15 protein-coding genes and 2 pseudogenes are annotated in these 15,068 nt (G+C 55.2%); 6 read left to right on the top strand and 11 right to left on the bottom strand.

Going from position 1 to position 15,068, the window contains the following annotated elements:
* Positions 1–121 precede the first annotated feature (121 nt).
* Positions 122–967, bottom strand: a complete 846-nt coding sequence (locus AC2FJC_RS22955) for a DMT family transporter (RefSeq protein WP_496741960.1) — start codon at positions 965–967, stop codon at positions 122–124.
* Positions 968–1,096: 129 nt separating this feature from the next.
* Here AC2FJC_RS22955 and AC2FJC_RS22950 point away from each other — a divergent pair, with 129 nt between their 5' ends.
* Positions 1,097–1,516, top strand: a complete 420-nt coding sequence (locus tag AC2FJC_RS22950; protein ID WP_496741958.1) for a group II truncated hemoglobin — start codon at positions 1,097–1,099, stop codon at positions 1,514–1,516.
* A 396-nt stretch (positions 1,517–1,912) separates the two neighbouring features.
* On the opposite strand, the gene glnT is transcribed toward AC2FJC_RS22950, so the two are convergent.
* From glnT to AC2FJC_RS22920, 6 genes are all read right to left on the bottom strand, one after another.
* Positions 1,913–3,241: a type III glutamate--ammonia ligase gene (gene glnT, locus AC2FJC_RS22945; RefSeq protein ID WP_496741956.1), complete on the bottom strand. Its 1,329-nt coding sequence runs from the start codon at positions 3,239–3,241 to the stop codon at positions 1,913–1,915.
* 80 nt (positions 3,242–3,321) lie between these two features.
* Positions 3,322–4,650, bottom strand: a complete 1,329-nt coding sequence (locus AC2FJC_RS22940; RefSeq protein WP_496741962.1) for an FMN-binding glutamate synthase family protein — start codon at positions 4,648–4,650, stop codon at positions 3,322–3,324.
* Between the two features lie 20 nt (positions 4,651–4,670).
* A complete protein-coding gene (locus AC2FJC_RS22935) occupies positions 4,671–5,354 on the bottom strand; it encodes a protein GlxC (RefSeq protein ID WP_496741954.1) in 684 nt (227 codons plus the stop codon).
* Position 5,355: 1 nt separating this feature from the next.
* Positions 5,356–6,285 (bottom strand): class II glutamine amidotransferase, encoded by a 930-nt coding sequence (locus tag AC2FJC_RS22930; protein ID WP_496741952.1) that lies wholly within the window; start codon positions 6,283–6,285, stop codon positions 5,356–5,358.
* Between the two features lie 147 nt (positions 6,286–6,432).
* On the bottom strand, positions 6,433–6,648 hold the full coding sequence (locus tag AC2FJC_RS22925; RefSeq protein ID WP_108861028.1) for a hypothetical protein: 216 nt from the start codon (positions 6,646–6,648) through the stop codon (positions 6,433–6,435).
* 11 nt (positions 6,649–6,659) lie between these two features.
* Entirely contained in the window at positions 6,660–8,036 is a 1,377-nt protein-coding gene (locus AC2FJC_RS22920; RefSeq protein ID WP_496741950.1) for an ammonium transporter, read from the bottom strand.
* 339 nt (positions 8,037–8,375) lie between these two features.
* Here AC2FJC_RS22920 and AC2FJC_RS22915 point away from each other — a divergent pair, with 339 nt between their 5' ends.
* From AC2FJC_RS22915 to AC2FJC_RS22895, 5 genes are read left to right on the top strand one after another with little or no spacing between them, the layout of a single operon-like run.
* Complete coding sequence (locus AC2FJC_RS22915; RefSeq protein WP_496741948.1) at positions 8,376–9,521, top strand: aminomethyl transferase family protein; 1,146 nt, start codon at positions 8,376–8,378, stop codon at positions 9,519–9,521.
* Between the two features lie 55 nt (positions 9,522–9,576).
* Positions 9,577–10,173: a dimethylamine monooxygenase subunit DmmA family protein gene (locus tag AC2FJC_RS22910; protein ID WP_496741946.1), complete on the top strand. Its 597-nt coding sequence runs from the start codon at positions 9,577–9,579 to the stop codon at positions 10,171–10,173.
* A complete protein-coding gene (locus tag AC2FJC_RS22905; RefSeq protein ID WP_496741944.1) occupies positions 10,170–11,132 on the top strand; it encodes a PDR/VanB family oxidoreductase in 963 nt (320 codons plus the stop codon). The genes AC2FJC_RS22910 and AC2FJC_RS22905 overlap by 4 nt, the downstream gene beginning before the upstream one ends.
* Before the next feature lie 13 nt (positions 11,133–11,145).
* Complete coding sequence (locus AC2FJC_RS22900; protein WP_496741942.1) at positions 11,146–12,213, top strand: heme-dependent oxidative N-demethylase family protein; 1,068 nt, start codon at positions 11,146–11,148, stop codon at positions 12,211–12,213.
* Positions 12,214–12,237: 24 nt separating this feature from the next.
* Positions 12,238–12,735, top strand: coding sequence for a GNAT family N-acetyltransferase (locus tag AC2FJC_RS22895; protein WP_496741940.1), 498 nt, complete (start codon positions 12,238–12,240; stop codon positions 12,733–12,735).
* Here the strand turns inward: AC2FJC_RS22895 and AC2FJC_RS22890 are convergent.
* The 4 genes and pseudogenes from AC2FJC_RS22890 to AC2FJC_RS22875 form a co-directional block, all read right to left on the bottom strand.
* On the bottom strand, positions 12,713–13,342 hold the full coding sequence (locus AC2FJC_RS22890) for a helix-turn-helix domain-containing protein (protein WP_496727519.1): 630 nt from the start codon (positions 13,340–13,342) through the stop codon (positions 12,713–12,715). The two genes, AC2FJC_RS22895 and AC2FJC_RS22890, sit on opposite strands and share 23 nt — an antisense overlap.
* 489 nt (positions 13,343–13,831) lie before the next feature.
* A pseudogene (locus AC2FJC_RS22885) lies at positions 13,832–14,062 on the bottom strand (hypothetical protein); the annotation flags it as partial.
* Positions 14,063–14,315: 253 nt separating this feature from the next.
* Positions 14,316–14,387: pseudogene (locus tag AC2FJC_RS22880) on the bottom strand (IS6 family transposase); the annotation flags it as partial.
* Positions 14,388–14,456: 69 nt separating this feature from the next.
* Positions 14,457–15,068 (bottom strand): hypothetical protein (locus tag AC2FJC_RS22875; protein ID WP_496741938.1); only part of this gene is annotated, 612 nt, incomplete at its 5' end.

Here is a 15,068-nt window from a genome sequence, read left to right as displayed (position 1 = left end):
GCGCAAACAAACTCCCAGAACCAGAAGGCCTCACAGCCTGACCTGTTTCGTTAGGGCGCAAAAAATGCGCCCTAACGAAACTGATATTTCCTTGTTTTAAAGAGCTTTCGGAATGGTCGCCTCAGAGAGCCAGATAGCCTATTCCCGCAAACGCAACCAAACATCCAAGCCATTGGCGTGGCAGCATCTTTTCACGCAAGACAGCCCAGGCCAACACAACCGTCAGCAACCCAAAGACGGACGCCGTCACCGAGGCAAATTGCGCATTCGGCAACCCGCCCGCCGCGATCACGCAAAGGATGGCAACAGCATCCAGAACACCCATGACACAGAGAAGAGGCAGAGCCCGACGCTCAGGCCAGATTGATCTCCGGGATGCCAGGGCGATCATGCCTAGGGCAAAAACTGCCGTCAGTCGAATAACCAGAGAGATTGAGTATTCGTCATTATGTTCGGTTGCATATTGTCCTAGCGCAAAGGTGGCGGCGAACCCGATTGCTGCAAGTATCGATAACACCACCGTCGGGCCAGCCGCTGGGTATTCGGTCGCGTCGCGTTCAGATTGGGCAGCCACAACAGAAACGCCAACACCAATCGCGATGATGGCAAGCCAGTGCAGCGGGCTGACCGTTGCGCCGCGCCAGATGGCCAGTGAGACGGACAACACCGGATAGCTTGCAACAATCGGAGCAACCAGCCGGACCGGGCCGCGTTGAAAAGCGGCGTACATGCAGACGCCCGCCAGCAGATAACACCCCCCTGCAGCAACAGCGCTGATCAATGCCGTGCCAGGAATTGGGTCGACTTCACCCATCATCGCAACCAAACCAAGTTGCAGCACTGCGCCCGAAACCAGCACAGCCATGAGCGAAGCAATAACACTGACAGACCGGCTGACATAGCGCACTGCCAGATCGTGTACCCCCCAACAAAGTGCCGCCAAAAGGCCAAGCACCAGAGCGTTCAATCCGTCATCTCCCTCACTGATTTCACCCGGTTCCGCTTCTGAGCATGAGTATGTCAGAGTGCCACTGTTGATAAACTTATTTTCCTGTTATGCAATATTGCAGGTGCCAGAGATACAGAAAGACAGCACATGGAATCTGCGATTGAGCAACTTGGTGGTGAGACCCAACTGCGCGCTCTGGTCGATCGTTTCTACGACCGGATGGAAACGGATCCGGCAGCGCATTCGTTGCACAGGCTGCATTTTCGGGGACATGGGCTAAACCACACCAGACAAGCTCAATTTGAATTTCTCAGCGGGTTTCTGGGCGGCCGCGCCTACTATCGTGAACGTTTCGGCCATATGGACCTGCGCGAAATCCATGCGCATATCCCCATCCGGAAGGCCGACGCAGAGCTTTGGCTGGACACTTTCGATGCCGCATTGGCGGATTGCGAATTGACCGGTCCGGTTGTGGAAAAGATGCGCGCGACGCTTCGCCGGGCTGCGCTTATGCTGGTTAATGACGTTCCAGATTGGCGGTTGGAAGCAGATGCCGGGTATACGTAAAGTCGCTTTGCGGCAATCACGGTAGTGTTCCGCGGTTCTGATCAAAGCCGATACCCATGACAAATGTCAAAATACGGTCGATTGAAATCATGCACCCACGTTCTGATGGTTTGCTTTTCGAACGTTAGCCAAGGAATGGCATTGACCTCCCAAACATCCATCGGGCCGCCCATTCCTAACAAAAGGTCAAAATCGTTCAGTTGCGGAACAGATTGCTCTTTGCAGAAATGTACGATCTGCGTGCCGTCTTGATGCTTGGTGATGTGGTCTCAAAATAAACCGGGACCCGCCTTACGCTTGCTGAAACATGAGAACGATCCTAGTGAGTCTCTTGGGGCCTGAAAAACGGGGCCGCAGCTTGTGCTGCGGCCCAGAAACGCAACCTTGCAACTCGTCTTAGACGTCCAATGTGTTGTCTTTTTCCCAGCGCGAGAAATGCGAGACAAATGAGTTCCACTCCTGGTGTTTCATCTTCAGGAACGCGGATGAGAACTCGGCACCCATCATGGCCTTCAGTTCTTTGTCTTTATCGTATTCGCGCAAGGCATCCAGCATGTTCAAAGGCAGTTTTGGTGCGCCGCGCACCTTGTGGCCTTCGGCATACATATCGATGTCCCAGCGTTTGCCCGGGTCCGCTTCGGAACGGATGCCAGATAAACCGGCCGCGATGATGACGGCTTGCAGCAGATATGGGTTTGTGGCTCCGTCTGGCAGGCGCAGCTCAAACCTGCCGGGGCCGGGAACGCGAACCATGTGCGTCCGGTTGTTGCCTGTCCAGGTCACTGTATTGGGTGCCCAAGTTGCACCCGACATTGTCCGCGGCGCGTTGATGCGCTTGTAGCTGTTCACCGTGGGATTGGTGATCGCGGCAAGCGCCGAGGCATGTTTCATAATGCCGCCGAGGAAGTGTTTTCCGCGTTCTCCCAGACCGACCTCTCCGGTTGGGCCTTCGCCTTCGCCTGCAAACACGTTAGTTTTTGCATCCGCGCCTGGGGCATCCCAGACCGAGATATGAGCATGACAGCCATTTCCGGTCAGACCTTCGACCGGTTTCGGCATGAACGTCGCCCGAAGCCCGTGCTTTTCAGCAACCGACTTGGTCATGAATTTGAAGAACGAGTGCTTGTCAGCGGTGCGCAGCGCATCATCAAATTCCCAGTTCATCTCGAACTGGCCATTGGCGTCCTCGTGGTCATTCTGGTAGGGACCCCAACCCAGTTCCAGCATGTAATCACAGATCTCTCGCACCACATCATAGCGGCGCATTACGGCCTGTTGGTCATAACAGGGCTTTTCTGCTGTATCGAATGGGTCGCTGATCTGCTCTCCATCCGGGGTCAGCAGAAAGAACTCGGCTTCGATACCGGTTTTGACATGCATGCCTTCGGCGGCGGCCTCGTCAATAAGGCGGCGCAGGACGTTGCGGGGGGCTTGCGCAACATCGCTTCCTTCCATCACGCAGTTACCAGCAACCCAAGCCACTTCGGGCTTCCACGGTAGCTGAATGACCGAGGACGGATCAGGCACCGCAAGCATGTCGGGATGCGCTGGTGTCATGTCCAGCCACGTGGCGAACCCGGCGAATCCCGCTCCGTCCTCCTGCATATCGGCAATCGCCTGCGCGGGCACCAGTTTGGCCCGCTGTCCACCGAACAGATCGGTGAACGAGATCATGAAATACTTGACGCCTTTTTCTTTTGCGAAAGCTGCGAGATCTGTCGTCACGATTGCTTTCCTTTCCCTGTTGTTTTTTGGTTTGTCAAAGCAAAAACGCGGCCCCCATCAGGGAGCCGCGCAGCATCTATTCAGAACCCTTCCTTGCCGGGGTACCAACTGGTTCCCGCCAGCGGCACCCGCGCCATGGCGGCGGCCTCCATTGTCAGGGCACACAAATCTTCGGGCTCGAGGTTGTGCAGATGGTTGTGACCACAGGCACGCGCGATAGTCTGCGCCTCAAGTGTCATAACTTTCAAGTAGTTCCGCAGCCTGCGGCCTGCATCAACCGGGTTCAAGCGTGCTGCCAAATCTGGGTCTTGCGTGGTGATACCCGCCGGGTCCTGGCCTTCATGCCAATCATCATATGCGCCGGTGGTGGTGCCTAGCTTCTGATACTCGGCCTCCCACTTGGGATCGTTGTCGCCCAGAGCCACCAATGCGGCGGTGCCTATGGCGACCGCATCTGCACCCAGCGCCAGCGCTTTGGCAACATCGGCACCGGTGCGGATACCGCCCGAGATGACCAGTTGTACCTCTCGGTGCACGCCCAGATCCTGCAGTGCCTGAACGGCGGGGCGGATACAGGACAGCGTCGGCAGACCGACATGTTCGATGAAAACGTCCTGCGTGGCAGCGGTGCCGCCCTGCATCCCATCCATGACGACAACGTCGGCGCCAGCTTTCACGGCCAAAGCAGTGTCGTAGTAGGGGCGTGTTGCGCCAACTTTGACATAGATCGGCACTTGCCAGTCAGTGATCTCGCGCAGTTCGAGGATCTTGATCTCAAGATCGTCCGGGCCAGTCCAGTCGGGATGGCGACAGGCCGAGCGCTGGTCGATACCCTTGGGCAGGGTGCGCATCTCGGCCACGCGGTCGCTGATCTTCTGACCCAGCAGCATACCGCCGCCACCGGGTTTAGCGCCTTGGCCAACCACAATCTCAATTGCATCAGCCTTGCGCAGATCGTTCGGGTTCATGCCGTAACGCGAAGGCAAATACTGATAGACCAGCTTGGTTGAATGGCCGCGTTCCTCTGGTGTCATGCCACCGTCACCGGTGGTGGTTGACGTGCCCGCTGCGGATGCGCCGCGGCCCAGAGCCTCTTTCGCCGGGCCGGACAATGCGCCAAAGCTCATGCCTGCAATGGTGATCGGGATATCCAGTTCGATCGGTTTTTTGGCAAAGCGCGTGCCTAGCGTTACTGAGGTATCGCAGCGTTCTCGATAGCCTTCCAACGGATAGCGCGACACCGACGCGCCGAGAAACAGAAGGTCGTCGAAATGAGGTACTTTCCGCTTCGCCCCTCCACCACGAATGTCATAGATACCGGTCGCAGCGGCGCGACGGATCTCGGCATTGATCGGGTTGGAAAATGTCGCCGACTGGATCGGCAGGGTGCGGGGGATCTGATCGTCCATATCTTTCATACCCTTCTTCCTCAGTAAGCGGCGGCGTTATCAACGTCGAAATTATAAAGCTGACGGGCCGAACCATAGCGTTTGAAGTCTTCTGGCTTGGCGTCGCTGCCCGCGCGGGCCAGCAGATCCCTCAGGATATCCAGATGCTCGGGACGCATGTCCTTCTCGATGCAATCCGCGCCGAGGCTCTTGACCGAACCACGCACGAACAGCCGGGCTTCGTAGAGTGAATCCCCCAGCGCATCCCCAGCGTCCCCGCAGACTACCAGATTGCCGTCCTGGGCCATGAAGGCGGACATGTGGCCGATGTTGCCATGCACGACGATATCGATCCCTTTCATTGAGATGCCGCAGCGCGAGCTGGCATTGCCTTTGATCACCAGCAATCCGCCGTGGCCGGTCGCTCCGGCGTATTGGCTGGCGTCACCATCGACGATGACCTGACCGGACATCATGTTTTCGGCAACGCCCGGACCAACAGAGCCTTCGACCTTTATGGTCGCTTGCTGGTTCATGCCTGCGCAATAATACCCGGTCGAACCTTTGACCGTCACCTCAATCGGCGCGTCCAACCCAACGGCGATTGCGTGGCTGCCCTTCGGGTTTACAATTTCCCATCGGGTTTGATTGGTCTCGGCGTTTTGTGCCTGCAGGGACGAGTTCAGCCCGCGCAGCCCGTCTGCCTCTAGATCATAGGTCTGCATATCAGGCGGCCTTTTCGTGGGTTGTGGGGCTGTTGTTGTGCGACCAGAAATATACGGTGGAGGGTTCAGGCTCCCAAACCCGGGCGTCTTCAATACCCGGCAGGTTCACCAAAGCACGGTATTCGCTGCCAAAGGCCACATATTGGTCTGTTTCGGCCATCACCGCAGGTTTGCAGGCAATCGGGTCACGTACGACACCAAACCCGTCTTTGGTGCCAACAACAAAGGTGAAGAAACCGTCCAGATCATCAATGCTGGTCTCCAGTGCCTCACCCAGTGTCGCGCCGTTCATCATTTTCCATGTCAGATATGCGGCACCCACTTCGGTGTCGTTCTCGGTCTGGATCACCACACCTTCACGGCGCAGTTTGCGGCGCAACGAGTTGTGGTTGGACAGCGATCCATTGTGGACCAGACACTGATCTGGCCCGGTGTTGAACGGGTGTGCGCCCATTGTCGTCACGGCGGATTCGGTCGCCATACGCGTATGCCCAATGCCATGGGTGCCGCTCATACCGTTGAGGTTAAATCGGTCTGCAACATCTTTAGGCAGGCCAACTTCCTTGTAGATTTCGAGGCTTTCGCCGCGGCTCATGATCCGAACCGACGGGCGGATTTCGGCCAGCGCAGCGCGTGCGGCTTCGAACTGACCGGCGGGAATTTCAAGAACGGTGTGTGTGTCGTTGTTTGTCTGACCAACCGTTGCGCCCAGCTTTTCACCCAGCTCATCAGCCAGGCCGACAAAGTCAGCATCGGGGTTGGGCGACTGGACTGTAATCTTGGTTTTGCCTGCCGACTCTGCGCCATAGATCGCGATACCGGCACTATCGGGGCCGCGGTCTGTCATCGTAATCAGCATGTCCGTCAGCATGTTACCCAGTTGGGGCGCAAGAGACTGGTCTTTGAGGAATAATCCAACAATTCCGCACATGGCTGGCAGATCTCCTTGTGTGTTTCACTATGATTCGACGGTATCAACAAAACTTGGGGACATCAATAATAGTAGGAAAGTTTTTTTCCTAACAGGCAATGGGCGTGATCTCTGATTTCACGCCCATTGCCAGCTCTTAAAGCTGGATCAGTATCGTTCCAGCTGTGCCTTCACCTTCTCTTCGTCCCCGGTGTGGCGGGCCTTCTCAAGGTGTTCACCTTCCCGGACGAACTGGATGCGATGCCAGCCAATCCAGAAGACCACGCCAATGATGACCATCAGAACTTCGTAGCCTTGGAAGGGGTAGATCGGACCGACCTCGGCAAGATCGACAGCCCAGCTTGTGTATCCGTTCGTAGACATGTCTTTCTCCTTTACTTCGCTGCCGCGCCAGCACGGGCAGCCAATTCCTGTTTGTCAGCTTCGATGATCGCTGCCTTGGCATCTTCGTAGGCATGGTGCTCGGCGTAATCGAGGCCCTGCAGCTCAACCTCTTCCGGAATGCGCAGCACGCCCATTGAAGATTGAATCTTGGCCAGAGCCCATCCGGGCAGGAAGCCCAGAACAAAGAACATGATGACCGCGCCGGTGATCTGTCCGATCGGGTTGATCGTCGCATAACCTTCGTAAGGCGATGACGGGACGCCCCACAGAACAAACCCCGAAATCACCAGGCCAACGAACCCGGCGTAACCGTGCACCGCAACGGCGCCAACGGCGTCATCCAGCTTGAACCGACGTTCGACCCAGTAGTGCAGCTTGTACACGATCACAACGCCGATCGCGGCAATGATCATTGCCTGAATCGGATGATACAAATCGTTTCCGGCCGAGGCAGTGATAATTCCGGCAAGCCCGCCAGAGAATGTCCAGAACGCATCACCTTTCGAGATCACATAAGCCGCCATCAGACCGCCAGACAGCGACATCAGGAAGTTGAAGGTGATCGCAGACAGGGTCGTCGGAGCCAGATAGATATTGGTAGCTGTCCAGGTGACGCCGGTGATCTGCCCATCGATCCCTTCAGGTGAAATCACTGGCACGTTGCACGCGGCATAGAAGCCCCAGAAACCAGTGTAGATCAGGAAGATACCGATCGTCAGTAGCCACGGATTGTGCGGAGGAATGTCCCGTGGTGTACCGTCCTTGGCGAACTTGCCTAGGCGCGGGCCCAAAACCATGATCACACCCAATGCGTAACCGCCTGCAATTGCGTGAATTACACCGGAAGCATATGCATCATGGTAGCCGAGAATTCGAACCATCCAGCCGCCGTAGTGCCAGCCCCACGCAGCGTCGATGATCCACCAGACCGATCCGATCATGACCGCATGTACCCAGAGCGCCGAAGACCTGATCCGTTCGATCACGGAACCCGAAACGATCGAGGCTGCCGTCCAAGAGAACAGCAGGAATGCTGCCCAGAAAACGCCGGTGATTCTGTCACTAACATTGGTTGCCATCGTGTCGGCCCAAGGCAGATTCGCTGCGCCCGCTTCTGCGTCCAGACCGCCCCAGAACGGAAAGTTCGGAAAAGCCCAGTAGATCCACCATCCAAAGAAGAAGAACGTGACCGTCACCAGAGGGATGATCATGATGTTTTTCATCAATGTGTGCATATGGTTACGGGCACGACTTGCGCCGACTTCGTACATGCAAAAGCCCACATGGATGAGGAACATGAAAACGACCGTTACCCAGTAGTAGAACTCGGTAAAGATCGTCGTGAGAGCATTTAGATTGCCATCCACTTCGTAGTCTCCCTGTTGTTGCAGCAGGAGGTCTCTCTGCGGAGTTTTCCTGCTGGGAAATTTTATCTACTCAGGGGACAATCTCATGGGGCACCTGTCAATAGATATGTGGGGCAAACATCTTTAACAGTGGTGTCGCATTCTTAATTTGAAGGGCCGAAAACTGGCTTTTGACCATGAAAATAAGGGGTTTCCTTCAACTCTAAGCCCCCGTCTAAGGGTTCAGAAATTGAAGGCAAATATTCCCATCAGGAAAATATTCTGCACAGAGGTGTTGATTTTCAATCTGACATCAGCCTCAATATGGCAACAAAAAGCAATCAACGGGAGAGCTGAACCATGGCCATTCTTTGGAGGACGTCCGCCCTTGCGCAGCGCCATGCCGAGATCGGCGGCGAACTTGAGGACTGGAACGGCATGGGAACCGCATGGTTCTACGACCACAGCCCAGAGCGCGCCAAAGCTGACTATGAAGCAATTCGAACCAAAGCTGGCCTCATGGATGTTTCCGGCCTGAAAAAGGTTCACGTGGTCGGCGAAGATGCCGCATATGTCATTGATCGGGTCACCACGCGGAACGTGGAAAAGATCATGCCGGGTCGTTCGACCTATGCCTCGATCCTGAATGCTGAAGGCAAATTCGTTGACGATTGCATCATCTATCGCTTGTCGGTGAACACATGGCTTGTGGTGCACGGAACCGGCACGGGCATGGAGCAGCTGACGTCTGTGGCGGCGGGCAAAAACTGCGCGGTCATTTTTGACGACGACATGCACGACATGTCGCTGCAGGGACCGGTGGCCGTTGATTTCCTGGCCAAGCACATTCCCGGAATTCGTGATCTGGCTTATTTTGGGATCATGCAAACCAAACTCTATGGCTGCCCGGTGATGATTTCGCGGACCGGCTACACCGGTGAGCGCGGGTACGAAATTTTCTGTCAGGCCAAGCACGCAGTACACCTGTGGGACAACATTCTGGCCGAGGGCAAAGACATGGGCATCGTGCCGGTCCAGTTCTCGACGCTTGATCTGCTGCGCACCGAAAGCTATCTGCTGTTTTACCCCGGAGATAACTCGGAAACCTACCCGTTCGACGACGAAACATGCGGTGATACGCTTTGGGAACTGGGTTTGGAATTCACTGTGTCACCCGGGAAAACCGGCTTTATCGGGGCCGAGAACCACTATGCTTCGCAAGGCAAAGAACGGTTCAAGATCTACGGCGTCAAACTTGACGGCACGACCCCTGCGGACGAGGGCGCGGATCTGCTGCAAAATGGTGAAAAGGTCGGCGTTGTCACCTTCGGCATGTATTCCGAAATCAATGGGCACAATGTTGGTATCGCCCGTATGCCGGTTGCGTGTGCCTCACCGGGCACCCAACTGACGGTCCGCAACGGCGATGGGACAGAAATAGCAGCGACTGCGGAAGAGATGCCGTTCTACGATCAGGACAAATCGATCAGAACCGCAAAGGGCTGAGTTTAAGGGGGCGCAACGGACACACCGTGGCGCCCTTTTCCTATTTGAGGGCACAATGTCAAAGTTCGAATTTCCCAAGTCAATCGCAAGCCGCCCGGTCTGGGGCACGCTAGAGGTCCGCCCGGGCGAACACCATCTCATGATCGCTGAGGCCGAAGGGGCCGAGGCCATTCTCGACATCGCGACACCCGATCTGATGGCTAAAACCCATCTGATCTATATTCCCAAGGGAACGGATTACGTTGAGCGACTGCAGGCAGCGAAGCCTGCGCAATTCTACGAAGGTCCATCCTATGAAGCTTCGCTTCAGCGCATTCGCCGCGTTTTGGAAGACGCGCATATGGGGTTGCAGGTCTATCTGACCGGCTCTGAGGGCATGATGGGTCAGGCCATGAACGAGGTGATGGCCGTAGGGCTGCCGCACACGGCAATTCAGACCGAACATCGCGGATCGGTTGCGCGCCGAATGCAATGCGTGCATTGCAAAGGCATCACCGAAGATGTTGAGGTTGACCCGTTTGTCTGCGCGCATTGCGGGCTTAACCTGTTCGTGCGCGATCACTACTCCCGCCGTCTTGCCGCCTATCAGGGTGTCCGCGTGGATGCCGAAGATCATGGTAACGTGCCCGAGCCGAAGGGGATTTACGAATGAGTGGCGCCGAGAAAATCCAGGCCAAAGTGACCGAAATCACCCCCTTGAACGAGCTGGTGGCGCGGTTCCGGTTCGAACGTATCGACGGAGGCCAGTTGCCGACCTTTTCGGGTGGGGCCCATACGGTTGTCGAAATGCAGGATGGTGGCATCACGCGGCTCAACCCATATTCGCTGATGTCGGACCCGTTTGATCAGTCATCCTACACCATTTCAGTTCGACGCGATGATGAGGGCAGGGGTGGTTCGCTGTTCATGCACCGCCAGGTCAAGCTGGGCGACGAGATGACCATAAGCTATCCGGTCAACCTGTTCTCGCTCGATTTGCGTGCCCGCAAGCACCTGTTTCTGGCCGGTGGCATCGGGATCACCCCGTTTCTGGCGCAGATTAAACAACTTGAACTGCTGCATGGGCATTGGGAGCTGCATTATGCCTGCCGCAATCACGCGCTGGCATCTTATGCGGACCAACTGACTGACCGACATCCCAATGAGACGCATCTGTATTACGACGACCAGAACCAGCAGATTGATCTGGAGAACCTGCTGAGCGGGCAACCTCTGGGCACGCATGTCTATGTCTGCGGCCCCAAGGGCATGATCGACTGGGTGCGCAACACGGCCGCCGCTGAAGGCTGGCCGGAAGATTGCGTGCATTACGAAGAGTTTCTGGCCCCACAGCCCGGCAAGCCGTTCGAAGTGCGCCTGGCCGCGTCAGACAAAGTCGTTCATGTGGGCGAGAACGAAAGCCTGCTGGAAGCCATCGAACGAGAAGGTGTGGATGCGCCGTATCTGTGCCGCGGAGGGGCTTGCGGTCAGTGTGAAACCGTTGTGCTGGATCACGCTGGGAACTTTGTTCACCGCGATCACTGGCTGACCGACGAAGAAAAGGCATCGGGCAAGAAAATCATGCCCTGCGTATCGCGTTTCGAGGGCAAGTCCCTTGTGCTGGACCGCTGAGAGGAGGCCCACCATGACCATTCAATTTAACGACGAGTCCTTCCGCGACGACTATACGTTCCACAACTCGGACTGGGCGATCAAACGCTTTCCGTTCCCATTCCACGAAGACAGCTACATGTATTCGGTCAACATGGAACAGCATCGCGGCGGGCCGGAGGGATCAGTCTATGAGATGCGGTTCGACGTGGACGAGCACTACGTCTCAGAGATGAAAGACCGCGCAATGGTTCTGGATCAGGACCCGCTGCGCTGTCAGTCGTTGCCGCATATGACATTGGCCGGCTGGGACTTGCTGGAACTGATCATGGTTAGCAAGTCCGAAGACTATCCTGATCTGTTCGAGTTGCATCGCAACGGCAATCAGTGGCGTTGGATCAACAAGCCAATGGGCATCGATCACAGCTTTACCTTCATGGATGAAACCACGCTGCCTTATGGGCCGATGGAATACATCACGCGACAAGCTCAGGGCGATTTCGCCGTGCTGGATCAGCGTGATGAGATGCTGTGGATGGACGCCGGCATGGTGACAACACAAGCCGATTGGAGCCTGGATTTCGACATCGGCATGAACTTTTTCGAATGGCATGCGCCGGTTCCGAAGGCCCATGAAATGGGGATATTCAAGCGCGCGCTGAAGTTCTTGCTGAATATCCAGCAGGGCGCCCCTGCGCGGCGTCTCAACTGGACGATGACGGTGAACCCTTTGCTGGATACAAGTCCGGAAAACTATCACAAATGGGGGATCCAAAAGACCACGCTGACGCCCGAAAACATCGCCCACAAGCAGCATCTGCGGGTCGAGTTGCAGACGTTCTTCCGTCTGCCGCGCTCCAATGCGCTGGTGTTCCCGATCCGCTGCTATCTGTGCAGTTTTCAGGATCTGATGACTGTTCCCAAATGGGGTCGCCGTCTGCACCGGGTTATTCGGGACCTGCCTGAAGAGCTGGCCACTTATAAGGGGTTCATCGACAACCGTCCGATGATGCTGGACTATCTCGGCCAGTTTGACGACGGGTTACCCACATCGCCGGGGATTTGGCCAGATCTTGAATCGGAACCGCCTTTGTCGAAGTGAGCATTGTGAAGTGCCGTTGCTCAAATGACTGATCCGGACTTCACGCCTTGGCTAATTCCGAGCGATGACTTTGCATTATATGACGCGCTTGCGCTGCTTCGTGCGTCATTTCAATTCATGGATGCCCGGATCGACCCTCCGTCTTCTATCCATAGGCTGACGGTGGAAGGGATGCGGGAGCACTGTAAGGATGGTGGTGAAATTTGGGCCATCGGCCGACCGCTGTTCGCATGTATGTTTCTGACGCCCAAACCCGACAGCCTGTACTTGGGGAAGCTTGCAGTTCAGGAAGGACTGCGGGGGCAAGGTATCTGCCGCACGTTGGTGGATCATGCTGCAAGCCGTGCAACTGAGCTTGGTCTGCCTGCGCTGGAACTGGAAACGCGCGTGGAACTTACTGAAAACCATCGCGTTTTTTCAAGGCTTGGGTTCACGATCGTGAATACGGGCAGCCATGAAGGCTATGACAGACCCACGGATTTCCTGTTGCGCAAGCCGATCAGTTTGTCTGCGGATAGCTGATCACCGAAATGTAGCGGGCCGGCAGATTAACCAACCGTTCCGGACCATGGGGCGCGTCCGCATCAAAGAACAGGGTGTCACCTGGTTTCAGGGGGTAGATCTGGTCCCCATGGCGATAATCCACTTCACCTTCCAGCATGTAAATCGTCTCGATTCCACCATGTTGGAATGTTGGAAACACGTCGGATTTAGCAGTTAGAGTTATAAGATAGGGTTCTACAATTACGCCTGATCCGTTGGCGCCAATATGCCCCAACAGGTTATATTGGTGGTTGGCGCGTGTTCCTTCACGCTCCAGCTCGACACCTTCACCTGCTTTTGTATGAACCGCCTCCCGGCGTTCTTCGAACTGTCTGAAAAAACTTGTCAAAGGAACCGACAGTGCATCCGCCAATGACTGCAGGGTCGTCAAGGACGGTGACGTGTTTCCATTTTCGATCTTGGACAGCATGCCAATCGACAATCCGGTTAGCTGGGCCAGCTCCGCGACGGTTATTTCCTGCTGCTTGCGAAAGGCGCGAACCTCGCGGCCGATGGCAACTTCAAGAACTTTTTCTCTGTTACCCGAACGAACGGAATGTGGGTCCTGAGTCAGATTTGCCGCCATTTCTTTATCGCGTTTTTTCAATTTCACTCTTTCAATGTCTTGCTACACTTGTCCAAACTGGTTCTGCAAGCAGGAGCAGCGGAAAACCCAATCCATTCGGAGTATCATAGCATCAAAGTTTTCCTGATAGTAAAATAATCACGCTGTCAGAAAAAAGGCCAGAGATCAGAATTCCACTGTTTGTCGGCTTTCCGATAGCGAGCATGACATCCTTGATCGAACCTCTGCGTATCGCAACGATCGCGCCCGGCATTAAGCATTTCTAATAATCGCTTGCGACCGAAAGAGGCAAAAAAGCCACCTGCAGCGCCAATGCCGGGTTGGAGGTTGGAACATATGTGTTGGATCGCCGATCGATGGACATTCTTTTTCAGCTTAGCAGTCCGACCTCGGGTTTAAGCGATTGTGGTCAGGAAAACAGAATGCCACTTACCCTTCCAGGGCACGGAACTATTTTGGGCGCTTTTTCATTAGGGCGATCTGATCTTTTTACCAATACTTCCCTTGGTTCAAGGCACATAGCCAGGAAGTGCCGAGTGCAGCCATAACGATTGCCGAGTGAAAGACTTTTGGGCATCTGTCGTAGCGTGTCGCCACTCTCCGCCATTCTTTGAGCCTACCGAACATGATCATAATGTGGTTGCGCGGTTTGTAGCGGTGCTTGTCACTTCGCGCGAGCCGCTTGTGTTGTTTCCAGCCCGGGATACATGCGCACAGCCCGTTTGATATCTTTGACGATCTTCTCGCCAGGGCTCTTCCTTGTCTTTCTTATCATCCACTCCTCAGTGGTTGCGATGAGCCAAGGACTCTTTCTTATCCAATACGGCTATATGGAACCAAAAGCGCTGACGCCAAAAACGGCCCGACATACCACAACAACCTCATCGAGGTACCAGACGTCGCCTGTACGACCCTGCCGGCCTCGCAACAACATCTCCTCAATTTTGCGCAAGCTCAGATTGAAGCAAGTTTACAACCACACCGCGCGCGCAATGATCTGGCCAGGAAACCGGTGACGTTTGTAGCTGATGGATATTGAATCCACCGACGCCAATTAAGTCCAAATCCAGGTTTGAGCAACCACTCCAGAGATACCGTGGCAAAACCATCTGCTTTACTCAGCATAGTTGGGCATGGCTCGACGGCGCACGTAAGTTCGCAACTCTTTCATTGATGCGATTGCCCCAATCAGAAAGGCGACGGATAAAACCGCGCCCCAGTAGGTCTGTGAAATAATACTCACCTGCAACGTTTCATTTGTTCGAACGCCACTCACCGCCAAAAACAAAAGCGTAAAAATCGAAGGTAAAATGATCGGTGAAAGTGAAAAATTGGTGCGCCGGCGTAATAGAACCAGAGAGCCAATCGCGCTGACAAGCTCTGCAGCTATACCTATCCAGATAACCGACAAAATATTGCCTTGGTGGTACGCCGCATGCCACACGAGAGGTAAAGCGCTCACACGGACGATATTGGCGATCATGGCGTTTTCAGTTCGAGCTTTTGCGACTGCCATAGTGGTGCTGCCACTGCGCGACGCTCGAATTCCCTGCATGATGGCAAGCCATGCGAGAATGGGAATGACCGCTGCATACTTGTCCCCAAGCGCGAGACTTACAAACGGCTCGCCGAAAAAAATGATGCAAACGGGTTCTGTCGCAAACTTTTCAGATGGCAGAGCATTAGTGGAATTTGTTAGCGGTTTACCCTGCCAGTTGGGCGAACT

This window comes from Ruegeria sp. CDSB117, from assembly GCF_059611005.1.
This window is presented reverse-complemented; position numbering and strand designations above follow the sequence as displayed.

Coding starts and splice junctions, on each gene's coding strand:
- AC2FJC_RS22890 (WP_496727519.1), bottom strand. CDS start 13,342: ATGGCGGCAAATCTGACTCAGGACCCACATTCCGTTCGTTCGGGTAAC.
- AC2FJC_RS22940 (WP_496741962.1), bottom strand. CDS start 4,650: ATGGACGATCAGATCCCCCGCACCCTGCCGATCCAGTCGGCGACATTT.
- AC2FJC_RS22935 (WP_496741954.1), bottom strand. CDS start 5,354: ATGCAGACCTATGATCTAGAGGCAGACGGGCTGCGCGGGCTGAACTCG.
- AC2FJC_RS22925 (WP_108861028.1), bottom strand. CDS start 6,648: ATGTCTACGAACGGATACACAAGCTGGGCTGTCGATCTTGCCGAGGTC.
- AC2FJC_RS22915 (WP_496741948.1), top strand. CDS start 8,376: ATGGCCATTCTTTGGAGGACGTCCGCCCTTGCGCAGCGCCATGCCGAG.
- AC2FJC_RS22900 (WP_496741942.1), top strand. CDS start 11,146: ATGACCATTCAATTTAACGACGAGTCCTTCCGCGACGACTATACGTTC.
- AC2FJC_RS22930 (WP_496741952.1), bottom strand. CDS start 6,285: ATGTGCGGAATTGTTGGATTATTCCTCAAAGACCAGTCTCTTGCGCCC.
- AC2FJC_RS22950 (WP_496741958.1), top strand. CDS start 1,097: ATGGAATCTGCGATTGAGCAACTTGGTGGTGAGACCCAACTGCGCGCT.
- AC2FJC_RS22895 (WP_496741940.1), top strand. CDS start 12,238: ATGACTGATCCGGACTTCACGCCTTGGCTAATTCCGAGCGATGACTTT.
- AC2FJC_RS22905 (WP_496741944.1), top strand. CDS start 10,170: ATGAGTGGCGCCGAGAAAATCCAGGCCAAAGTGACCGAAATCACCCCC.
- AC2FJC_RS22910 (WP_496741946.1), top strand. CDS start 9,577: ATGTCAAAGTTCGAATTTCCCAAGTCAATCGCAAGCCGCCCGGTCTGG.